General features: G+C 59.2%; 18 protein-coding genes, 1 tRNA gene and 3 pseudogenes. 5 read left to right on the plus strand and 17 right to left on the minus strand.

Annotated features, from left to right (window positions below; all coding sequences use genetic code 11):
• Positions 1 to 153: 153 nt before the first annotated feature.
• Together CO660_RS05085 and CO660_RS05090 are read right to left on the minus strand one after the other, a co-directional pair.
• Positions 154 to 570: an MAPEG family protein gene (locus tag CO660_RS05085; RefSeq protein WP_097597867.1), complete on the minus strand. Its 417-nt coding sequence runs from the start codon at positions 568 to 570 to the stop codon at positions 154 to 156.
• A gap of 105 nt (positions 571 to 675) precedes the next feature.
• A complete protein-coding gene (locus CO660_RS05090; RefSeq protein ID WP_097597821.1) occupies positions 676 to 1,431 on the minus strand; it encodes an SDR family oxidoreductase in 756 nt (251 codons plus the stop codon).
• Positions 1,432 to 1,524: 93 nt separating this feature from the next.
• Here CO660_RS05090 and CO660_RS05095 point away from each other — a divergent pair, with 93 nt between their 5' ends.
• Positions 1,525 to 2,442: a LysR family transcriptional regulator gene (locus tag CO660_RS05095; protein WP_097597822.1), complete on the plus strand. Its 918-nt coding sequence runs from the start codon at positions 1,525 to 1,527 to the stop codon at positions 2,440 to 2,442.
• Positions 2,443 to 2,449: 7 nt separating this feature from the next.
• Here the strand turns inward: CO660_RS05095 and CO660_RS05100 are convergent, their stop codons facing one another.
• The 3 genes from CO660_RS05100 to CO660_RS05110 form a co-directional block, all read right to left on the minus strand.
• On the minus strand, positions 2,450 to 3,004 hold the full coding sequence (locus CO660_RS05100) for a hypothetical protein (RefSeq protein ID WP_097597823.1): 555 nt from the start codon (positions 3,002 to 3,004) through the stop codon (positions 2,450 to 2,452).
• Positions 3,005 to 3,006: 2 nt separating this feature from the next.
• Positions 3,007 to 4,491 carry an IMP dehydrogenase gene (gene guaB / locus CO660_RS05105; protein ID WP_085777072.1) on the minus strand — a complete coding sequence of 495 codons (1,485 nt, stop codon included), beginning with the start codon at positions 4,489 to 4,491 and terminating at the stop codon, positions 3,007 to 3,009.
• Positions 4,492 to 4,767: 276 nt separating this feature from the next.
• Positions 4,768 to 5,760, minus strand: a complete 993-nt coding sequence (locus CO660_RS05110) for an MBL fold metallo-hydrolase (protein WP_097597824.1) — start codon at positions 5,758 to 5,760, stop codon at positions 4,768 to 4,770.
• A gap of 239 nt (positions 5,761 to 5,999) precedes the next feature.
• Here CO660_RS05110 and CO660_RS05115 point away from each other — a divergent pair, with 239 nt between their 5' ends.
• On the plus strand, positions 6,000 to 7,424 hold the full coding sequence (locus CO660_RS05115; protein ID WP_097597825.1) for an MFS transporter: 1,425 nt from the start codon (positions 6,000 to 6,002) through the stop codon (positions 7,422 to 7,424).
• A gap of 5 nt (positions 7,425 to 7,429) precedes the next feature.
• On the opposite strand, the gene CO660_RS05120 is transcribed toward CO660_RS05115, so the two are convergent.
• From CO660_RS05120 to CO660_RS05135, 4 genes are all read right to left on the minus strand, one after another.
• Positions 7,430 to 7,813: a VOC family protein gene (locus CO660_RS05120; protein WP_097597868.1), complete on the minus strand. Its 384-nt coding sequence runs from the start codon at positions 7,811 to 7,813 to the stop codon at positions 7,430 to 7,432.
• A 107-nt stretch (positions 7,814 to 7,920) separates the two neighbouring features.
• A complete protein-coding gene (locus CO660_RS05125) occupies positions 7,921 to 9,195 on the minus strand; it encodes an O-antigen ligase family protein (protein ID WP_097597826.1) in 1,275 nt (424 codons plus the stop codon).
• Positions 9,196 to 9,489: 294 nt separating this feature from the next.
• On the minus strand, positions 9,490 to 10,197 hold the full coding sequence (locus CO660_RS05130; RefSeq protein WP_085777067.1) for an RlmE family RNA methyltransferase: 708 nt from the start codon (positions 10,195 to 10,197) through the stop codon (positions 9,490 to 9,492).
• Between the two features lie 10 nt (positions 10,198 to 10,207).
• On the minus strand, positions 10,208 to 11,764 hold the full coding sequence (locus CO660_RS05135) for a Ppx/GppA phosphatase family protein (protein ID WP_097597869.1): 1,557 nt from the start codon (positions 11,762 to 11,764) through the stop codon (positions 10,208 to 10,210).
• A 244-nt stretch (positions 11,765 to 12,008) separates the two neighbouring features.
• On the opposite strand from CO660_RS05135, the gene CO660_RS05140 reads away from it, so the two are divergent.
• Positions 12,009 to 12,082, plus strand: a tRNA-Gln gene (locus CO660_RS05140).
• A 374-nt stretch (positions 12,083 to 12,456) separates the two neighbouring features.
• On the opposite strand, the gene CO660_RS05145 is transcribed toward CO660_RS05140, so the two are convergent.
• The 4 genes from CO660_RS05145 to CO660_RS05160 all read right to left on the minus strand — a co-directional run bounded on the left by CO660_RS05145 (position 12,457) and on the right by CO660_RS05160 (position 15,631).
• Complete coding sequence (locus CO660_RS05145; RefSeq protein ID WP_097597827.1) at positions 12,457 to 13,542, minus strand: AI-2E family transporter; 1,086 nt, start codon at positions 13,540 to 13,542, stop codon at positions 12,457 to 12,459.
• 810 nt (positions 13,543 to 14,352) lie between these two features.
• A complete protein-coding gene (locus CO660_RS33165) occupies positions 14,353 to 14,529 on the minus strand; it encodes a hypothetical protein (protein ID WP_176536225.1) in 177 nt (58 codons plus the stop codon).
• Between the two features lie 129 nt (positions 14,530 to 14,658).
• Entirely contained in the window at positions 14,659 to 14,784 is a 126-nt protein-coding gene (locus CO660_RS33715) for a DUF1515 family protein (RefSeq protein WP_245421294.1), read from the minus strand.
• A gap of 85 nt (positions 14,785 to 14,869) precedes the next feature.
• Complete coding sequence (locus CO660_RS05160; RefSeq protein WP_097597829.1) at positions 14,870 to 15,631, minus strand: Crp/Fnr family transcriptional regulator; 762 nt, start codon at positions 15,629 to 15,631, stop codon at positions 14,870 to 14,872.
• Between the two features lie 454 nt (positions 15,632 to 16,085).
• Between CO660_RS05160 and CO660_RS05170 the strand changes: the two genes are divergently transcribed.
• Both CO660_RS05170 and CO660_RS05175 read left to right on the plus strand, forming a co-directional pair.
• Entirely contained in the window at positions 16,086 to 16,904 is an 819-nt protein-coding gene (locus CO660_RS05170) for an IS5 family transposase (protein WP_097597831.1), read from the plus strand.
• An 853-nt stretch (positions 16,905 to 17,757) separates the two neighbouring features.
• Positions 17,758 to 17,952, plus strand: coding sequence for a hypothetical protein (locus CO660_RS05175; RefSeq protein ID WP_097597832.1), 195 nt, complete (start codon positions 17,758 to 17,760; stop codon positions 17,950 to 17,952).
• A 402-nt stretch (positions 17,953 to 18,354) separates the two neighbouring features.
• Here the strand turns inward: CO660_RS05175 and CO660_RS05185 are convergent.
• From CO660_RS05185 to CO660_RS05200, 4 genes and pseudogenes are all read right to left on the minus strand, one after another.
• Positions 18,355 to 18,657 (minus strand): annotated as a pseudogene (locus CO660_RS05185) (IS21 family transposase); the annotation flags it as partial.
• A gap of 98 nt (positions 18,658 to 18,755) precedes the next feature.
• Positions 18,756 to 19,582, minus strand: a pseudogene (locus tag CO660_RS33720) (ISL3 family transposase); the annotation flags it as partial.
• Positions 19,583 to 19,717: 135 nt separating this feature from the next.
• Positions 19,718 to 20,134, minus strand: a pseudogene (locus CO660_RS05195) (alpha/beta hydrolase); the annotation flags it as partial.
• Between the two features lie 3 nt (positions 20,135 to 20,137).
• Positions 20,138 to 22,081 (minus strand): ATP-binding cassette domain-containing protein, encoded by a 1,944-nt coding sequence (locus tag CO660_RS05200; protein ID WP_245421295.1) that lies wholly within the window; start codon positions 22,079 to 22,081, stop codon positions 20,138 to 20,140.
• Positions 22,082 to 22,245 lie beyond the last annotated feature (164 nt).

Genomic DNA, 22,245 nt, shown 5'->3' on the forward strand with positions numbered 1-22,245 from the left:
GACCGGCGAAAGCCTGTGAAATCAAGCCCTCACAGCATATCGCGGTAATTGACGGGCATTGAAAAAGACTTCGAAAGGTTGTGTGAGAACAGAGATAAGCGGCGGACCTACCTAGGTACAGGCGCGCGTTCGGTCAGGTGCGATCGACGCAAGTCAGTCCATCGCCATCCACACAGCGAGCCAGACCCACAGGACAGCGAGCACAAGATAGCCTGCCGCAAAAAGAGGGCTGCGGTAGCGCATTTCATTGCTGGTGACGTGAATGGCGGCGTGAGCATAACGCAGCGCGACGAAGATCCACGCAAGACTGACGGTGAAGATGTTGTCGGCCTGCGTGATATAAAGGAGAATGCTGCAGGCATAGAAGAGCACCGGCAGTTCGAACTGGTTGGCGAGAGCGTTCTTCACAACGAGGCTTTCGACCGGCTCGCCGCGATTTTCTCGGTAATCCGACCGAGCGACTTTTCCGGCTCGGACCATTTTCTTTCGCCTCAAGCCAAGAAGCGCGTAGAGACCATAGACCAGGGCCACATGGGCGAGGAGTGGCCAGAAGATTTCATAGCCGGTCATGATCGCCACTTCCTTTCCGCTTTCGTATGTCATTGGCTGCATTAGCGGAAAGGATAAGCGGATGCCAGCGGCTCGCCGCCGGCATCCGCAAACCCGATATCGTCTTCACACCTGGGCGCTGCCGCCATCGACGAAGAGTTCGGCACCGGTGACGAAGCTGGAATCCTCCGAAGCGAGGAAGAGTGCGGCAGCGGCAACTTCCTCGGCACGGCCGACCCTGCCCATTGGCACCTGGGCCGCCAGGACGTCAAGCAGGCCCTGCTGTTGCACTGGGTCCTTACCCGCCAATTCGACCAGTCCGGTCGTTTCCGTCGGACCAGGGCTAAGCGTGTTGACCCGAATCCCGCGATCCTTCAAGTCGAGGATCCAGTTGCGCGCAAAACTGCGCAGAGCGGCTTTCGATGCAGCGTAAACGCTAAAGGCGGGTGTCCCGGTCGAGCCTGCTGTCGATCCTGTCAGGATGATCGATGATCCTGCCGAAAGCAGTGGCAAGGCCTTCTGCACCGTAAAGAGAACTCCCTTCACATTCCGATCGAACGTGTCGTCATACTGCTCTTCGGTAATTTCGCCGAGGGGCAACATGGAGCCGCCACCCGCGTTGACGAAGAGCACGTCGACTTTCCCAGCTTCTGCCTTCACCCGTTTATAGAGGCGATCGAGGTCGGCTGGATTGGCTGAGTCAGCCTGAATTCCCACAACCCCGCCGCCGATCTCAGCGATTGCCGCATCGAGAACGTCCTTGCGACGGCCCGTGATGAAAACCCGTGCGCCCTCAGCGACGAAGCGCTTGGCCGTTGCAAGGCCAATGCCAGACGTGGCGCCGGTGATAACCGCAATCTTCGCATTCAATCGTTGTGTCATTTGTCGTCTCCTTTGGTTCGACTGAAGCTGAGATATGGACGGGGGCATTCTTTCGGAATAGAAAGAATTGAAAGCTATTGTTTCAGGAATGAAATGAACAAGTTTCCCGATTTTGAGGGTCTGGCGATGTTTGCGAAGGTCGCCGAAGAGCGTTCTTTCCTTCGGGCTGCACAGACGCTCGGCGTGTCAGTGCCGACCGTTTCGCGCGCCGTGAGCCGTCTTGAGCACAGGCTGGGGGCAAGGCTCTTTAACCGCACCTCTCGGCAGCTCGCGTTGACTGAATTCGGCCTGCGACTGGTCGACAGCGCCGCACGAATCTATGCGGAAGCCGAGATGGCAGAGGACACTGCCAGGGAGATTGCCACTCGGCCGAAGGGGCTCATCAGGCTTGCCGCACCGATGGCCTTCGGGACACGCTGGCTGGCGCCGGTCCTGCCTGAGTTTTTCGAGCTCTTTCCGGAGATTTCGATCGACCTGCACATGAGCGATGCCGTCGTCGATATCGTGGGAGACGGCTTTGATGCGGCGCTCAGAATCGCGGTGCTGCCGGATTCGTCATTGGTCGCGCGCAGGCTGACGCCGGTGGATCGCTTCATTCTCGCTGCACCCGCATTTCTCGATCGGTACGGCGTGCCGGAACATCCGAGCGAACTAGCGGCTCATCATTGCCTCGGATACTCCTACAGGGCGCGGCAGGATGTCTGGCGCCTGCGCAACAGTGAAGGTAAGGAGGAGGTCATCGTACCAAGTGGCTCTCTCAAGGCCACCAATTCGCAAGCTTTGGTGCCAATGGCGCTACGCGGCCTCGGGATCATCGAGCTACCCGAGTTTCTCGCGCATGACTATCTCTTAGACGGCCGGCTGAAGCCGATCCTTCCCGGCTGGACGCTGCCAACAGGCGCACTGTATTTCGTCACACCTTCTGCTCGCAATCGGCCAGCGAAGGTCGAGGTCCTTTCCGATTTCATGATGGCAAGACTGTCAAATCCGGTCTGGCGGCGAAGGAGCTGATGCCGCTTCAGTCCTGGCCTGTCGACAGCCAACGGGCGACGGCAAGCCGGGCGGCGACGATGAAGCAGATCGCGAGGCTTGCGAATTTCAACCGCGTCATCCACGGCAGCACGTGCATTGCAGGACCTGCGAACGCGCCGTTGCCAAAAGCAATTAGGCTGGAAATGTTCTCGCCGTAGTCCGAGATGCCGTAGATGAAAGGCAGCAGATAGATCGCCTTGGCTATGAGCGGATGAAGTGACCGGCCGAACCACGAGCCGACGGGGCCGAGCCTCACGAAGACAAGGAACAGCAGCACCGTGAGCAACGCCGGAAAAATCAGCTCCGGCCCGAAATACATGGCGCTGAGCAATTTGGCCGCCGTCTCGTTTTCATCGAGCAGCTTCTGCATGTGGAAGACGGCCGATTCGTCGTAACCGGCGAAATAGGTGTCGAGTACCGCCTGCCCGGTTTCGTGCTTGAAAGGCACGACGAAGCCGAAGGTCGTCCAGGCGAGCACGGCAAGGCAAAGGGCGGCGAGCAGCGCGACGATCCAGAGCGGAATTGCGCTGCCCGCCTTCATGATCAGAGGCCGGCGCCCGGATAGTTCGGGCTCTCGCGGGTGATCGTCACGTCATGGGCGTGGCTTTCGCGAAGGCCGGCGCCGGAGATGCGCACGAAGGTGGCGCGCTCCTGGAAATCCTTCAGGTCCTTGCCGCCGACATAGCCCATGGCGGCCTTGAGACCGCCGGCGAGCTGGTGGACGACGGCCGAGACCGGTCCCTTGTAGGGCACCTGACCCTCGATGCCCTCCGGGACGAGCTTCAGCGTGTCGCGCACCTCAGCCTGGAAATAGCGGTCGGCCGAGCCACGGGCCATGGCGCCGACGGAGCCCATGCCGCGATAGGCCTTGAAGGAACGGCCCTGGTAAAGATAGACCTCGCCCGGGCTCTCATCGGTGCCGGCGAGCAGCGAGCCGATCATGACGGCGGAGGCGCCGGCGGCGATTGCCTTGGCAAGATCGCCGGAGAATTTGATGCCGCCGTCGGCGATGACGGGCACATCCTGATCCTGGGCGGCCTGGACGGCCGACATGATGGCGGCGAGCTGGGGAACGCCAACGCCGGCGACGATTCGCGTCGTGCAGATCGAACCCGGGCCGATGCCAACCTTGACGGCGTCCGCACCGGCATCGATCAGCGCCCTGGTGCCGTCATAGGTTGCGACGTTGCCGGCCATGATCCTGACCGAGTTGGAAAGCTTCTTGACGCGGGTCACGGCATCGAGGACGCGCTGCGAATGGCCATGGGCGGTATCGACGACCAGGAGGTCGACGCCGGCCTCGATCAGCCGTTCGGCGCGCTCGAAGCCGTCGTCCCCGACGCTGATGGCGGCGGCGGCGCGAAGCCGGCCCTGCGCATCCTTGGAGGCGTTCGGGTTCAGCTGCGACTTCTCGATATCCTTGACGGTGATGAGGCCGACGCAGCGGCCTTCGGCGTCGACAACCAGCAGCTTCTCGATGCGATGCGAATGCAGCAGGCGCTTGGCCTCCTGCTGATCGACGCTCTCCTTGACGGTGACCAGATTGTCCTTGGTCATCAGCTCATGGATCTTCTGCTCCGGATCGGAGGCGAAGCGGACGTCGCGGTTGGTGAGGATGCCGACGAGGCGGCCGGACTTCTCGACGACCGGGATGCCGGAGATGCCATGCGATTTCATCAGGGAGAGCGCTTCGGCAAGCTTCGCTTCCGGGCCGATGGTGACGGGGTTGACCACCATGCCGCTTTCGAACTTCTTCACCTGGCGGACCTCTTCGGCCTGCTCGATCGGAGTCAGGTTGCGGTGGATGACGCCGAGGCCGCCGGCCTGGGCCATGGCAATCGCCAGCCGGCTTTCGGTGACGGTATCCATGGCTGAAGAGAGGATCGGGATGTTGAGATCGAAGTCGCGGGCGATGCGGGTGGCGATGTTCGTCTGGCCGGGCATGACCTCGGAGTGCCCCGGCTGCAGCAGCACGTCGTCGAAGGTAAGCGCGTCCGCGCCGGTTGCCGTTTCAATGATGCGTGCCATGGCCAAATTCCTTCGTTTAAGAAAATGCAACCGGCCCCGGAAACGAATCGTCCGCCCCGGCGGTGTGCATGAGTTGCTTGGAAGTTGGCGAGGGCTGGTAACACGTCTATGACAGGAAGGAAATAGCAAAAAGCCCGGTACATCGGCCGGGCTCGTCATGGGTGCCATGCACGGAGAGCAATTCCCAGCTAAATCGCGAAGCAGGTTTGCCGGAAATCGCGCCAAACAAAGGGATCGCGCGGTTTCCTCCTTCGGTGAAAGCTGAACCGCCCTGGATCAAATGTCGAACTGATAGGTCTTCGGCACGAAACGATAGCCTCCATCCTGCTTCGCGGCGAAACCGACCGCCGGGAAAGGCATGTGGTAACCGAGGAAGGCGATCTTCTCGGTGGCGATCATGTCGAAAACCTTGCGGCGGCTGGCTGCCGCCTGTGCCTTGTCCATATCGAAGCGCACTTCCCAATCTGGGCGCAGCAGCGACAGAATATAATGGTTGGCCGTATCGCCGGTCAGCACCAGGCGTTTACCCTCGGATTCAACATGGAACACCATGTGGCCCGGGCTGTGACCGGCTGCCAGCATCGCTGTCATGCCGGGCGCAACGCTGTCACCGTCTTTGATGAAGGTGGCTTTTTCGACGAGCGGCGTCACGTTGGCGAGCACGGCTTTGTGGCCGCCTTCGGCGGGCGTACCTTCGCGTGATTTGTTCGACCAAAAGTCATATTCCGCCTGGCCGATGACATAGCGGGCATTCTTGAAGGCAGCTGCGGCATTCTCCGTCAGGCCGCCGATATGATCGCCGTGCAGATGGGTGAGCGCCACGACGGTGACGTCGTCGGCTAAATATGCTGCGGCTTTCAAGCCTTCGGCAAGGCGGCCGGCGCCGCGCACCCGCCCGGCTGCACCGAAGCCGGTATCGACAAGAATGACATCCGAGCCGGTATCGATGAGGGCAGGCGAATATCCGTTGAGAAATTTATCTGCCGGCAGGAAGTTTGCGGTCAGCAATGCCTTGACCGTTTCGGGGTCCTGATTGGTGCCGAAGGTTTCATGGGGCTTTTCGGAGATGTTGATGCCGTCGCGCACGACGGTAACCTTGTAGGAACCAAGCTTGAATTGATCGATTTCGGGCAAAGGCGCTGCATCCATAGTGCTGCTTTCTCCAGTCACGGCCGCTTCGGCCTTCTCTCTTAAAATCATCGGCGCCGCCAACAGTCCGAGGCTTGCGACAAAAAGCGTGCGCCGCTTTATATGCGTTGAGATTGCCATATCCACTCCCCTTTGATGCGCAGTGTGCCGCCGCGCTGCCCGGACGATGTGTCTGCCCGGATTTTCTGTCCGGAACATCTGCCAATCTTGATAGCGAAGGTTTTCGTGCAAGCCATCTCACGCAGACGTGAACCAAACGTGCGATCGAAGTGGATTGAAGGATTGGCAGGCCCTGGAACTGGGTCTACACAGCAAGTGCCTTTCCTGCTCCGATCCGCAGCCTATCAAGGCTCCCGCCTATGAACCGCATCGTCCCGCTGATCCTTGCCGTCGCTCTCTTCATGGAGCAGATGGACTCCACCGTGATTTCGACGGCGCTCCCGGCAATCGCCAGGGATCTCAATGTCGGGCCGATCACGCTGAAGCTCGCGCTGACCTCCTACATGGTGGCGCTGGCGGTGTTCATCCCGGTCAGCGGCTGGATGGCCGACAGGTTCGGGGCCAAGAAGATCTTCCGCCTTGCCATCTCGGTCTTCGTCATTGGCTCGATCTTCTGCGCCGTGTCCTCCAATCTCGTCGAATTCGTTTTCGCCCGGTTCCTGCAGGGCATGGGCGGCGCGATGATGACGCCGGTCGGCCGTCTCGTCCTGGTGCGCACCACGCAGCGCAGCGACCTTGTCTCCGCCATGGCGCTGCTCACCATTCCCGCCCTTGTCGGCCCGCTCACCGGCCCGCCGCTCGGCGGCTTCATCACCACCTATTTCAGCTGGCACTGGATCTTCCTGATCAACGTGCCGGTGGGCATCATCGGCATCTGGCTTGCAACGATCTTCCTGCCGGAGGTGGAAGCAATGGCGCCGCCGAAGCTCGATTTCACGGGCTTCGTGCTGACCTCGCTTTCAGCCGCCGGCGTCGTCTTCGGCCTGTCGGTGGTCAGCCTGCCGGCCCTGCCGCCGATCATCGGCATCACCGCGACCTTAGTCGGCCTTGGCTGCGGCGTCCTCTACATCAGCCATGCGAAGCGCCACCCGGCGCCGATCCTCAACCTCAATCTGTTCAAAAATCCGACGTTCCGGGCTTCGACCATGGGCGGCAATCTCTTTCGAATCTGCGTCGGCGCCATGCCGTTCCTGACACCGCTGATGCTGCAGCTCGGCTTCGGGCTGACGCCGTTCCAATCCGGTCTCATAACCTTTGCCGGAGCGATCGGGGCGATCACCACAAAGTTCATGGCCAAGCGCGTTTTCGCCGCCACTGGCTTTCGCACGACGCTGATCGGCGCCGCCACGGTGACGACGCTCGTGACCATCGTCACCGGCCTCTTCACGCCGGCAACGCCGCACCTCGTCATCATCGGCGTGCTGCTTCTCGGCGGCTTCTCCCGCTCCTTCATGTTCACCGGCGTCAATGCGCTTGCCTTCGCCGATATCGATGATGCTCAAGCCAGCCAGGCGACATCGATGAGCTCCGTCATGCAGCAGGTCAGCTTGGCGCTCGGCGTCGCGGTGGCGGCCGCAATATTGGAGACCTCGATCTATATCAGGGGCGAGGCGCTTGATGTGGCCGATTTCCACCTGGCTTTCTATATCATTGCCGGACTGACGGTGATTGCGACCATTCCCTTCATCCGCATGGATCGCAATGCAGGCGCGCTCGTTTCCGGCCACCGCTCGAGACGCGTGGCGGCATCTGCGATCGAGGCCGAGCAGCAAGCAGTGAAATGAGCTTCCTATTCAGGGCTCTCGCAGACGGCAGAGAGTTTGTTGCCGTCGAGATCGCGGACATAGGCGGCGTAGAAATGGGCATGGTAGGAGCGCAGACCCGGCCCGCCTTCATCAGCGGCGCCTGCCGCAATAGCCGCCGCATGGAAGGCATCGACGGCTGCCCGCGTTTCGGCTGTGAATGCGACCATGGCGCCATTGCCTGATGTGGCCCGCCGGCGATTGAAGGGCGTCACCACCCAGAAGCGGCAGCGCGTATCGCCCGCGGCGGAATAGCCGATTTCCTCCTGCGAAAAATGCTGGCGACGATAGCCGAGCACCGGCAGAACGGCATCGTAAAAATGCCCTGCGCGGTCGAGGTCGTTGGTTCCGAGGGTGACGTAAAGAAGCATGGGATCATCATCGGCCGGGATCGCCCCGAGATCAAGCTTGCTCTGCGTCAGCTTCCGCCTTGCGGCCTTTGAAGGCCTTGGCCAGCCGCCTTCCAATATGCAAGACGTCAGCTCGAAACAACGGGCGCAAAGCGTATGCTGCCTCGATCCGTGCAGATAAGTGCGACCATATAGGCGAAGATAGGGTCCAGAGCCTTCTGGTTGAACATGATGCCAAAGCTGCCGGTTATGACGTAGCTGCTGAAGAGCAGAAGAGCGAGCGCAATCGCCAGATCGCGGCCCGGCCCGGCTTCTTTTCTCCACGCGCCGATCACCGGTGTGAGCAGCATCAGCGAAAGCGCCGCGATGCCGAAAACGCCGGCGTCGATTCCCGCGGTCAGAAAACCGTTGTGGACATGTGTGAAAGACAGTTGTGGCCTTATGTTGTCAGGCAACTCCGCCAGAACCGAAGCCATCCGGTTTTGCGGGCCGTAACCAGTCAACGGGTCCTTGCTGATTGCCGATAGTGCACCTTTGTACAAAGCGAACCGCGCACTGAGCGAGGTGATCTCACCGTCGGTGCGTTCCAGCGATGGCAGATCCCCTCGCAGCGCTTCGATGCGATGAAAGACCGGGCCGCTGCCTAAGGCAATAAGGCCCACCAATAGTAGGGAGCCTATGATGCCGAGGCTGCGCAGGCTCAGATGGAAGCTATTTTTGCGAAAATACCAGACAAAGATGATGAGATGGACGGGAATGACCAGCCAGGCCGAGCGCGTTCCCGACAGCAGAACGCAGCCGAGACCCGCGGCATATCCCAAAATCGCAATCCTTTGCTCCATGCTTTTGGGTGATTGAAGGTTGAGGAGCGCAATGCCGCCGAAGAGAATGCCTATGATCCCGAGCAGTGCAGCGTTCGTAGTCCCGCCCTCCGCCCGGTCCATAAGAAACGCGATCTGCAGGAGACTGAGCAGAAAAGTAACGATCATGCCGATCCCAGCGCCGAGGATGAAGAGCGGCACGAGACGGCCATCGGGAGATTGGCGCATCCGCGGCAATACCAGCCAGATCGAAAAGAAGGGCAGCAGCCGGAGTATCCAGTGCAATTCTTCGGAGTAAGGCGGATTGATGAATATGCTCGCGATCATCACCAACGGGTATATCGACATCCCAACGGCAACCAGCCAGTCGGATCTCGACAGGTTCAAGGCAAGGCGGCCTGTCGCCAGCGAGTAGGCGCCCCACAGCATCGACGCGAGGAGGATGAAGGAGTTAAAGTTCGGCGAAAGTCCTGGAACGATTGCAAAGAGAAAAACCGCAATGCCGTTGTTTCGGTCGTGTGCACTTGCAGCTCCATTTCCGGGATAAAGCAGTTCTATCATGAGTTGTTTGAAATATTTCATTTTACCGGCCTGATCGTATCGGTGCTGCCTCGCTACGGATCGTGATGCCGGCTGTCAAGCCGGGGCGCAATCCATAACCTTATTCAATGCGGTATTCAGACAACAGAATTCCGAATCGCCTTAACCCAATTTCCACAATGATCAACGATGCGACGCACGGATCAAGCTGATCGGCAGAAAGACACGGCTGAGGTGCTGCTAGGGCAGTCCTGTGTCCCACAAGACTTGGCCGGCTGAGACCATCCGGATCCAATTAGGACCGCCATCATCTGATAAGAGTGGTCCTCAAGCTTGCTATTCAGCTTCCGCCTTGCGGCCTTTGAAGCCCTTGGCCAGCAGGAACATCTCGACCGATTCGGCGCGTGACGAGTTCGGCTTGACATGGACGACCTGGCGGAAGTTCTGCTTCAGCATGGCAAGCAGGTCACGCTCGGTACCGCCCTGGAAGGTCTTGGTGAGGAAATGCCCGCCCTCCCCCAGCACCTCGATGGCGAAATGGGCCGCGACTTCGCACAAATGCATGGTGCGCAGGTGATCGGTGCGATGGTGGCCAGTGGTCGGCGCGGCCATATCGGAAATGACGAGATCGGGCGTGCCGCCGACAGCCTCCATCAGCTTTTCCGGCGCACTGGGATCGAGGAAATCGAGCTGCAGGATCTTGACGCCGGGAAGCTGGGCCATTTCGAGGAAATCGATCGCGGCCACACGCACGTCCTCATCCGTCGAACCGGTGACCTTGGCGGCGATCTGCGACCAGCTGCCGGGAGCCGCCCCCAGGTCGATGATGCGCCTGGCGCCGCGCAGGATGTGGTATTTCTCGTCGATCTCGAGGAGCTTGAAGGCGGCGCGGGCGCGATAGCCTTCGAGCTGGGCGCGCTGCACATAGGGATCGTTGATGTGGCGCTGCAGCCATTGGCGGGAGGATGCCTTCATCTTCTTGTTCTTGACGCGCTGACCGAGCTTGCGGCCGGTGCGGTTTCCCGCGATCGGTGCCTTTGTCATGCCCTTCCCCTTATTTCGCCCGCTGGCCGCGGCGGTTGCGGTTTCGCCGCCACACGCCGTCGTCGGCCATCATGTCGGTGAGCAGGCCTTCCCTCAAGCCGCGATCGGCAACGCGCATGCGCGGGCTCGGCCAGCGGCGGCGGATCGCCTCGAGGATGGCGCAGCCAGCCAGCACCAGATCGGCCCGGTCCGGCCCGATGCAGGGATTGGCAGCGCGGCTTTCGAAATCCCAGGAGAGGAGCTTTGCCTGCATGGCGGAAACCTCGTCATCCGAGAGCCAGATGCCATCGACCTTGCGCCGGTCATAACGCGGCAGGTCGAGATGGACGCCGGCAAGCGTCGTCACCGTGCCCGACGTGCCGATGAGGTGAAAATCGCCGGTCTCAGCGATCTCGATCTCCGGGCAATCGAAGCATCCGAGCATGGCTTCGACCTCGCGCACCATGCCTTCGAATAGTTCCGGCGTGACGTCGCGCCCGCCGTGACGTTCCGACAGCGTCACAACGCCGACCGGCAGCGAGGTCCAGTGGGTGATGTGATTGGCGAGCCGGCTGAAGCGACTATCGCCGATACGGATGACGGCGATCTCCGATGAGCCGCCGCCAATATCGAAGAGGACGACGGAACGGGTCTCGCGGCCGACAAGCGAGGAGCAGCCGGAGACCGCAAGCCGCGCCTCGGTTTCCCGGTCGATGATCTCAAGCTGGAGGCCGGTTTCGGCAACGACGCGTCCGAGGAATTCCGCACCATTGACCGCCTGACGGCAGGCTTCGGTGGCGATCAACCGCATGCGGCGGATCTCCCGGTTCCTGAGCTTGCCGGCGCAGATCCTCAGCGCCTCGATCGCCCTTTCCATCGCCTCGTCAGAGAGACGGCCGCTGGCGGCAAGACCCTCGCCGAGGCGTACGATGCGGGAAAAGGCATCGACGACGCGGAACTGACCCGGCCGTGTCGGCTGGGCAATGAGCAGGCGGCAATTATTGGTGCCGAGATCGAGCGCGGCATAGAGTTCTTCCGGCCATGCGTGCTCGCCGGCCTGGCGATCCCCCTGGTGACCGTTGCTCTCCTGGCGACCTTTGCGGCCGGCGGCCGCGCCGTTCTGCATCTCGCGCAGGACGGCACTGCGCGCCGTCTCTTCGACGCGGATTTCCTGCAGCGGGACATGGGAAGGCTTTGCCGACGACAGCGGCCGGCCCTGCAGCCCGCGCTTGCCGCGATGCTTGCGGCGGTTGCGCCGGCCCGATGCCTGTTCGCCATCGGACCGGGCGGCACTGGCTGCCGCGCCTGTCTGTTCGATCGCCTGGGCTTGAAGCGAACCGTCCTGCGAAACACCTTGACCGCCGCGACGGCGGCGCTTTCGCTTGCGAGCCGGATGTCCGGCCGCATCGTCCATGGGGCGCGCCGGCTGCCCGGCACTGCCGGAGAGCTCATGCGGAGCGGCTTGAGCTGCGCTGCGGGTTTGCCCGCCGCGCTTGCCCTTGCGACGCCTGAACTTCTTGCCGTCCCTGCGCCCTGCCGCCATCGCCCCGTCAAATTGCGGCTTCGCGCCGCCTTCGGGGTCTTCCACGTTGTTTTCCACCGCGCCGCGCAAGTCCCTGGGATATGCAGCAGGCGCTCATTCGATTTTGCGTTGCCGCAAGAATATCAGCGCCCGCCAAAATCACCAAATTCTTTTTTGACAGAGGGCTTTGCGGAAGAGTTTCGCCCCTGGCCTGAGAAGGCCGATTTTTTTCAAAACAGGTATTTGCAATCGCCGGGCTTTTGTTTATAAGCGCCGCACACCAGCCGAACCGCCCCGCCGGTTCGCTTGCTGGGGAATAGTTCAATGGTAGAACAGCGGACTCTGACTCCGTCGATCTTGGTTCGAATCCAGGTTCCCCAGCCAATTCTCCCTAAACGCCCTTGATTCCTTGATTTTCCAGTCGTGCCGGATATCGTTTTGGCATCATTGGCGACCTGATGCCCAGAACTGGTGCCCACAGGTGATACCCAGGCGGAAAACACGCAGTGCCGTCGCAGGTGGCAGGCAAGGGCAAGTACTGTTGATTTGCACTGAGAAGTGATCCGCCATTGCGAGATATTTTCATCGAGAATTTTGTGCGCCGGTTGACACTCCTGCACCTTCCCACGCTGCAGACCTCGCGCTATTCCAACTCGTAAACCGCCGCCTCATCCTGCTCGTCTCGCAGCCCCTTAAATGACACGTGCCGTCACTGCGTCCGAGCCGATGTGCGTTCCCCACCACAAGCTTGGGATCGATCAGTCGGAGTCGGAAGGTGGTGTGGGGTTACTGCGTTCCTCGACTTCGGCCCTGGTCCACTCACGGAACAGGCTGTATGCAATCGCCAGCAGCGTTGGCCCAAGAAAGATTCCGATGAAGCCAAAGGCGATGACACCGCCTAGGAGTCCGAAGAGGCCGAGCAACACCGGCAGGTCGTTGGTCTTGCCGAGGACGTACGGTCTGATGACGTTGTCGATGCTGCTGACGAGGAGCAAACCCCATGCTGCGACGAAGATGCTCCACCCAATGGCTCCCTGGACAAGGAACCATAGTGCCACCGAGCCCCATACGAGCGGAGGGCCGACCGGCACAAATGACAAAAGGAACGTAAGGAAACCAAGCAGCAGCGCCTGAGGTACACCGGCGATCCAGAACCCAAGGCCGGCTAAGAGAGCCTGGGCGAGCGCCGTGCCGATCAAGCCGTAAATGACGCCCTTGACAGTCGCCCCCACGACCACCAACAGCTCTCGGGCCCGAGGGCCGGCGAATCTTTCGCCGACTGCGCGCACGTGGGCCCCCATCCGCCGGCCGTGGAGGAAGAAGAAAAAGGCGATGAATACGCTCAGTCCAAGTTCTAAGAGCCCAGCGCCGAGCACCGCCCCGCTGGCTACTGCCAAGTTTGTGGCAGGGCCAATCAGCTTCTTGAGTTCAATGGTGAATGCGGGAGCATTGTGGGCCAAGCTCTCCCAATAGGCAGCCAGGTTCTCGCCGATTACCGGGAGCCCTACGACCCAGCGCGGCGGCGTCGGAGGGCCTTGCTCGAGAACCTGGTTCATTGCCGCGAGCAGGTTGCCTATGTTGGCCGTCAACGTCGGCACCATCACGGCGAACGGTGCGACCAAAACGAGGGTGACCAGCAACGTCATCATGGCAGCGGCCGTGCTTTTATTGCCACCTACTGCCCGCTCGCACCTTCTGTAGGCAGGCCATGTCGAGAAACAGATCACCGCCGCCCACAGGATGGCTGAGAGAAAGGGCTGAAGCACGAGAGCGCAGCCGAAGGCGAGGAGAAGTAGAGCGCCGATCCCCAGAATTTGTTCGATTGGTTTGCCGAGAGGTATCATGCCTCATTTTCCTGTTGCTTCCGGCCAGATTACCAGCGAATGACGCAATGTGCAGCCAGTGGCTCGAACGTCGCTGGACGAGGCGCCAACGCGGCGCCAACATCCATCGAACAAATGGGGAAGAGATCGGGAAGGAGCTGCTCAAGGAGGGGTCGCGCGAACGTGGATCCCGAAGCGGCGGAATGATTGGTGTGATTGATAGATCAAGCTCGCCGCTCAGCGCACAGGAGACGCGCTGCTTAGGGTTTAGCAACAATCGCCGAGCGGCTCGCCGAGTAACAATAACTACACTTACTCAAAGAAACGGAATCAATTTGTATTTGAGAGCAAAATCTAACAATGAACCCCTCGGTTGAAAAACAAATCGGTGGACGCGGGAATCTGAAAAGTATTATTAAGGAGAGATACCATCTTGTACATGAGTATCTTCATAACGCCACGATGCGTAAATCACCCCCCTTCCTGGCCCCCCCGCGAGAGCGGGGTTTTCTTTTCCGCTCGTCAATGGCAACCGATCCCAGGCGCAAGAAGTCTAGCAGTAAAAGGTAGTAAGTTAAGGCTAGTTGAATATCTTCCAAACCATGTCATTGCCTCCCTCGCGTTTTGGCATCATTGATCACTAAAAATGCCTCGCTTCCTATTTGCGGGGCATTTTTCTTCTGGATATCGAAGGACGTATTACGTTCACGACGTGCGAAAGGTGGAACGTTCTTTTTATCACGGTATTATTGGTGAGGGCGTGAGTAGTTGGCGCGCCCATTCCCTACCGCAACAATTGCCCCGCGAGAATGCGGGACTTTTTCTTGGCAGTCAGGTTCCAGATTTCTGTTGGTCAACCCCGTCTAATATGAGCTGATCCAATTCTTCTTCCGCTTCAACAATCACCATGTCGAGAAGGTAAGCTGTCATGCTCATAGAACCGCTCTTGGCGGCGATATGCTTTGCGGATTTTAGTTTTTCAAGTATTTTCAACAATTCGTCTTCCATGAAGACACCTTGAAGATGCGATAACATAAAATGACTATCAGAACTCAGTTTATCTTCAATCAGTGAAGCGCACTATGGCTGGCACACCACCAATCTGAAGCGTGCGTATTCGTCGACCAGTCAACCATGTCATTGCCGCCGATCTCGAACTTTGTGAGGATGAAGGTAAGCGGCCGATGCTCCTATTCCGATGATCCCCAACGCTCCCAGCCCTATCAGCTTCCACCTGCGCACGTCATCGGTCACCGGTCGCATCCTAAAAGATCCTCCTTAACAGCGGCGACATTGCCTTCGACCTTTGAGGTCCGCTCCCAAGCGACGCTCCGCGCGGCCCGACGCCTCAAAGAGCATGGCGGACCGTACCAGGCATTGCACTTTGAATTTTGAACGTCGGCTTCGACCCGAGAAGCCGTTCGTACTCGGCTTCTGGGGCGCCGTAACAGCCACCGGCAACGTCGAGGAGTAGCCGACGGATTAAAACTCGGACGTTGCCTCGTGTGGCTTTGATCGCATGCATACCCTCCAAGATGTGTAGATGGTCGGTGACACCCGAGCGCCTGACGCCAAGCATCAAAGAAAGAAAATCGTGCGTGAGTGGCATGTCGTCCACAATGAGACGGTCATGACACATGAGCAGCCAGCGCGCCAATCGCTGATGCATGCCATACCGTGCAGCCGCCAAAGCGGAGTGCGCCAGCTGCAGTTCCCTGGTGTGGGCGTAGCGGAGGAAGATCAGGCGGGCTTCTTGATTGTCCATTAGCGAAAGGAAGCAGCTGGTCGATAATTCGAGGCCATAGCCTGCAACCTGCATGGTAGCTCTATTCGGCGTTCGGTCGGTCCCGAGCAACAGGGGGTGTCCACTGATGCCTTCGAACCCGAGCTGGCCGACCTCAAGACTATTGCCATCTGGACTTGCCGCAATTATAGAGGCTAGACCGCTCTCTATGAAATAGACACGCTCGATCGGCTGGTTGGATTCAACAAGCGGCTGGCGTACTGGGAGATCAACCGACCTAAGAGCTGGTGCGATATATTCAAACGCATCCTCAGGCAGCAGCCTCAATAAGTTGTTCCTGGTGTCTTCTTGCGAAAATTTTTTCACAGCTCGCCTCCGTCAATGTCTGCGTACACGCATCAACGCTTCGCGAATTTCGACAGTGAAAACGCACAAGTATGGAAATTGGTACTGTAGTAATCCCAATTGATGATACGTTTCGACACTGCGGGAACTCGGCCGTGGCAAAGATGGTTTTACGCCCATCTGCAGGTTGGACCGTCTCCTGTACAGGCGCGCGCTGGTTGCCTCTTGCTCAGTGCCATCGCGCAGGTGCTTGCCGACGAGGGGCAACTGAAAGAAGTGCAAGGCGTGCCAACGTATTACTTTCACATCAAACACGCTGGCTATGTCATAGCCGATCCGGACGGTGGGAATTTCGTAGATCTTGACTCAACGAAAATAGAGGCCAGCGGAGCCCTCAGAGCCTGACCGAAAAAGAGTTGAGTGAAATCAGCCAGTTGTGATTCTGTTTGTTTGCTTAGGACGAACGGAGACCACAATGGGCTGGACTGATTTCACCCGTCGGCAATATGCCCGACGCGCAGTGCGGTATGCAAGCGATCTGACGGACCGGGAATGGGGACTGCCCGGACCGAGGCGGTTGGGCAGGCCTCGCAGCACCGATCTTCGCGAGGTCGTGAATGCGTTGCTTTACATCGCTACGACGGGTTGTCAGTGGCGAATGCTGCCCAAGGACTTTCCGCCGTTTACGACAGTGCAGGCCTATTTCTACGCATGGCGAGCGATGGGTTTATGGGGACGGATCAACCATCACCTTGTGATGGAGGCGCGCGAGCTGGAAGGCCGGCAAGCCTCGCCATCCGCTGGCGTGATCGACAGCCAGAGCGTCAAAACGACCGAAAGCGGCGGGATTGCGGGCTATGATGCAGGTAAAAAGATCAAAGGACGCAAGCGTCATATCGTCGTCGATACGCTGGGATTGATGGTCGGCCTCATGGTTCACAGCGCCGATATTCAGGATCGTGACGGCGCGCCTGCCGTCCTCAAATCCATTCTCAAGCGTTGGCCGTGGCTGAGACATATCTTCGCCGACGGTGGTTATGCCGGACCGAAGCTGAAGGGCGCGCTGCAAAAGATCGCTGCGTTCACTCTCCAGATCGTCAAGCGGACCGACAAGGCCAAGGGCTTCGAGGTTCTGCCGCGTCGCTGGGTCGTGGAGCGCACATTCGCCTGGCTTGGCAGATGCCGACGATTGGCGAAGGATTGGGAAAAGTCCGTCGCATCAGCCGAGGCCTGGATCACTATCGCCCACATCCGGGTCCTGACACGACGCTTGGCAAGATACGGATATCGTTGAAACCTTTTCGAGTCAGGCTCTCAGAGAAATAGTTGCAAGAGCTATCCTATCCAATCGACCGGAAATTCCGCAGGCAATCGAGATTTGGGACGTGCGCGGTCATCCGGTTGCCGGAGTTGATATTGATGCAGCGATCCCCCAAATCGCTCATCGAGGCAAGAACCAATGACGCGCTCGAAACCACAAAAAACCGCCTCCCAGGCTAAGGAGAGGCGGCTAGCCTTTAGGTCGTCTGCGACAGCACCGGCACAAGCTCATTCGTCAGCGCGAAGGCGCTGGCGAGGAGCGCTGTGCGTGCGGCCGGATAGTTCGCAGAATCCTGGAACGTCCGGTTTTAATCGCTTCTGCAGCCACTTGGCCAGGGCTCTGACCGGCCTGCCAAACAGAACGAATGGGGAAGAAATCGGCAAGAAGCTGCTCAAGGAGGGGGTCGCGCGAACGTGGAGCCCGACAGCGCAATGACTGGTGCGACTCAGAGCGTACGAAATCGTACCGGAACCCGGCCGATCCCCTTTTGTTAGGCGACAGGATTGCACGGGGCCCTGAAAAGGGTGTTGCCATCTCTCCATTCATTCCTGTGCAATCCGTTCTTTCCCAGAGCCCCGTCTCGGCGGGGCTTTTTCCGGGGAATATCTCGACGATATCAGAGGTATTCTACAGTGCCCAGAACAACATGTTGCGCTGTGAGTAAGGTAGGGTCGCCGGGCCGCGCAACGAAGAGTCTTCCGTAAGCGCCACAATGGCTGTGGCCTGCCCTGTTAAGGTCGGCTGCGTCCAAAACTCTAGAAGAGCCCTGCAACCATCGGTGACGTTCTTAGTTCGACGCCCGAGATGGACTCGAGAGGAGAACGAGATGAGACTGGTGCCATTCCAGTACGCGGGCCATAACACCGCCGTCGTCTTCATCAATCCGGAACAGGTTATTGCTGTGCGAGCGTTCCCCAACAGCACTCACATCTATGTTGCTGCACCGCAGAAGGATGGCGGACCGAGTTACTATCCTGTCAGAGAGACGATCGATGATGTCGTTAAGCAGCTAAACGGCTAGCACGCCGGGCGGCGGAACTTCCCTACTTCATCGATGTTGTAGATCGCATGAGCAACACAGAGCAAAAAGCCGCGAAAGGCATGATCAAGTACGTCCTATGGCGAGAGCGAAACCACGATCACATTCGTTCGGGACGCATTCTTCACGGAAGAAAAAACGTTCTCGAACATGCGAGATGCTGTCGATTACCTGAAGGCATTGGACCCTATACCGCTTCAGATAGTTCTCCACATCCACGCTCACGGTCGCGACATACCATTCGACCGTGATAATATAGCGAAGCTGATGCGGGAGCTTTGATCATGACCAATTATCACTCAAAACACCTCCCAACTGACGAGGAAGAGGCCGAAACCCAGAGGCTGATCGCTTCGGAACCGGACAATCTCGAGCTGACAGATGAAGTAGACCGACCTGGTTCTCGACCTGTCCCTTCTCCCATCCGGATGCGGGCGTGTAGGCAACGGGATGGACCAGATAGTGGCTGCACATCTGCAGGAAGCGGCGATTGTATTGTCGCTCCTTGCCGACGAACACCGCCTCGACCGCAGTCTTCATGTTATCGTAGATGCCGCGCGTGCAGGTGCCACGGAAGAAGGCGAAGGCCTTGTCATGGGCATCGAAGACCATCTCCTAGCTCTCACGCATATAGGCTCGAGCGAACATCATCCGGCTGTGGCAGAGCCGGACGTGCGCGAGTTCGACTGGAGCCACGAGATCATTCTGGTCAACGGGGTGACGACGACCGTGAAGGACGTCCTTCGACAGGGCCATGATGGCCGCGTTCGTCTGTTCCGTTGGAGATAGCCCTCGTATTGAATGCGTTCGGCCGCAGTCAGCAGCTTCGGATCGAGGCGCGTTGCGTCGAGCGTCTTGCGGATTTGCCGCATCGATTTGCAGACCGCGTTCAGGAATGCATGGCTGGCGTTCTCCATCAAATGCTATCGATCAGCGACTTGAACTGCGTTAGGCAACGCCCTTGCCGCCGCCAACCCGTAAGCGCCGCCACGATCGCGGGCAACGATTTGGATTTGGGGGTTCCGCCGCAGCCAAGCCTCCGCCGTCGCTGCCTCGCGGTCTGGCAGTAAACTGACCGGACGCCGCCGTTCCAGATCACACACAATCGTGCCGTAGCGATGACTGCGACGCCAGGCCCAGTCGTCGATGCCAATCACCGAGGGCGGTGCCGGCGTTGGCAGTCCTTGCCTGCGGATGACGCGCAGCAAGGTGTCGTTGCAGCATCAGCCGTTGGGCAAAACGCGCCGCCGGGCGTCCTCCAAGCGCAAGCGCCAAATGATGGACGACATCTCAAGACGCCCAGTTCGTCTGGCGTAGGGCGGCAGCACATCGCGAAACCCTCAGCGAATATCTGCCTTCCGCAGAGCACGGCATCACAAACGAACCTTCATGTCTGCACGAGCAGCCTGACGCGTTTTCCAGAGAGGGGAAGGTCCGCAACCTGGCGGCAATAGCGACTTCGAACCGTTCGCGACATCCGTCCGCACGCTGGACAGGCCGCGGTGACGCCGGCTCGGGAGAGCAAGATGCAGGTTTCATCGTCAATGTAGGTGATGCGTTCGGCGATGAAGCCTGCCGGTACCAAATCAGAGGGGCGAAACTTGGTGCTCATCATTCTGATCCCTTTGCAGAAAGCAGCAAGGCAGCACGTTACAACTGCATCAAAACTGAGTCAGAGCCAAAATTGGATGCCGATAACGGGTGAATTTCGGATGCTGATTGACAGGTCTGGCTGGGAAGCGGTCACCAGATGCTGTCCGAAGAAGTCGGTGGTCCGGTCGAAGGGGATCTTGTCCATCGGATCGTACAGGTCCGTGTGGCTGGCAACGGGTATGATCATCAGCTCCTCAGGCTCCGCGGCAGCGGCGAAGGCCGTTTCGGCGAAGTGGCGCGAATGGGCCTTCGCGCCGTGGATGAACAGGACTGGGCGGAGCGAGATCTCCGCGATGTAGGTCAGGACCGGCATGTTCATGAACAACAACGGCGTCGGCTGCGCACAGGCTTTCCGGAGTTGACCGCGCGCGGATGATAGCTGTCCGCCCAACGCTACTCAACTGCTCCAGCGCCTGCGTCCGCTGTTCCGGCGTCACGCTATCGTTGCAGCCTTTCGACGTACCCGCGTCATATTGCGCATCGTGCTGGCGACGACCGCATTGACGCGCTTGGTCTACGGTGACGGCATGGTCTGGCCGCCGTTATCTCCCGCCGTCTGACGCCAAACAGCAATTGGCATTTTCTTTGCCACGCCTTTCTCTATGGTGAGCACGCTGTCGAAGAAATCAACGCCGCTTCCTGTTCGGATGGGCGAAACGTCATGCATGACGGCGATCACAGTCACCTCCGGGCAATGATCCATAATAGCCTGGTGAAATGCGCGAACTGCTTGAGTGTCAAGGGCGCTCGTGGCCTCGTCGAGAAAGATGAGGCCAGGCCGCAATAAAAGGATCCTGGCAAGAACGAGCTTCTGCTTCTGGCCTCCCGACAGCAGCAGATCCCAGCTCTGGCCGTTTCGGCCTTCGTTGGGGAGTTCATCAATGAATTCGCCGAGTCCCGCCTCGTGCAACGCCACCGCGACGTGCGTCTCCGGATAATCGCTCGCCGGGTCTGGAAGGCAAACGAGCTCCTTCAAGGACACGGCCTGAAGTTTTACGTCCTGGGCGGCATATAGGATTCGGGCGTGTCTTGGCGTTGCGACAGTACCGCGGCCGTGCGCCCAAAGACCGTTTATCGCCTTTATAAGTGAGGTCTTCCCGCTCCCCGACTCGCCGACGACCAAGGTCCACTCGCCGGGCAGGAACTGAAGTCTGTCGGCGGCCAGAAACGGGAGCTCGGTGCCTGCATGCAGAAGGTCAATCTGCTCGAGACTCAGGCCGAGCGCCGGGTCCTGCTTGGTATATTGGAATTCGTAAAGGCCTGTTTGGGCATAGAACTCCTCGGGTCGCTGAACAGTTTCGATCGCCTTCGCGAGATCGGTCATTCGCCGGGCGTTTGCCTTCAACGTCGCAATATCGGGCATGACGTGTATGAACCACGAGCATTCGTTGATCAGTGCAGTCGCCAGTTCGGCGCCCGTTACGTAGTGCTGCAGGGTGACCTTGTTGTCCATGTAGGGGAGCAGGCCGGGTGCATAGGCGACAATCCGCGAACCAATGAAATTATGGACCAGTTCGAACCCCATGTAGCCGGCAGTCACCCGATTCAGGCTGGCCCAAGTTTGATCAATGTCAAGATACCGGCGCTTGTTGACGACGTTCTGGGCTCCTTCTCCATGGAGGACGGCAACATGGAAGCTGCGGTGCAGCAAAGCGTTCAGTTCCGTGCGGTAGCTTCCCTCCGCCCATTGCATGCGTCCCGACAGGCGCTGGAGAACCCCGCCGAGCTTAGCGGCAATGGCGGTGTTGAGCGGTACATAAATCGCCACTGCCGTGAAGGCCAAGCAGGCGCTTCCATAGCTGCCCAGGAACTCAAGCCCTCCGACTTCGCTCGACATCTCAACAAGTTTACTGCCGACGAAGCCAAGGGACAGCACGACTCCCGCAATGCCCATTGCGAGCCCGATAGCACCGCCAGTCAAGCCTTTGATAGACTCCTGGACGCGCTGATCAATATTGTCCGGCGCCGGCACGGCGGAGCCGGACGCATCGGAGCCCATTTGCAGAAGATGGAAATGCGTATGGTTGCTGTCGAGCAGGGCATCGTTGAACCGTCGGTCGAGCCACGCGCGCCATTTGCGATGAAGCGTGGTCGAAAAGAAATGGCGGACAGCGGTGAAACACACGTCCCTCATGATCGCGATCGCGGCAAGCGTCGCCGCTGTTGTCAACAATTCCATGGGCGTCGTGGGCGTGGATGGATGGTGGAAATAGGCGATCCGATTGATCAACTCGCCCGAGGTGATAGCGAACCAGACGCTGGCCTGGGCGGACAATGCCGTGAGGATAAGAATAGCGGACGTCAACCCCCAGGCTTCGCGCCAGCTTTCGGAAAGCCAGTAGGCGCGCATAAGGCCCCAGAAGCTGCACATCGCGGAAACAGGACTTGTATGGCTCCGTGCTTCGCGGGCGAGGATCCGCTTGACGAATGCGCCTATCTGCCAATCACGAACTCGCATAGGGCTACACTTCTCCATAACGGTAAGAGCAGAGTTTTGTAGCACGTGTCTAGGTTGTCAACTCATCACAGCTGAGGCGAGAGGCAAGCGCTGAGACAAACTGCAGCGACAGGTACAAACCATCATCCTGGGCACCGCCAATCTCGAACTGGAGAATCAGCTCT

Source organism: Rhizobium sp. L9 (genome assembly GCF_002531885.1).
Lineage (GTDB): Bacteria > Pseudomonadota > Alphaproteobacteria > Rhizobiales > Rhizobiaceae > Rhizobium.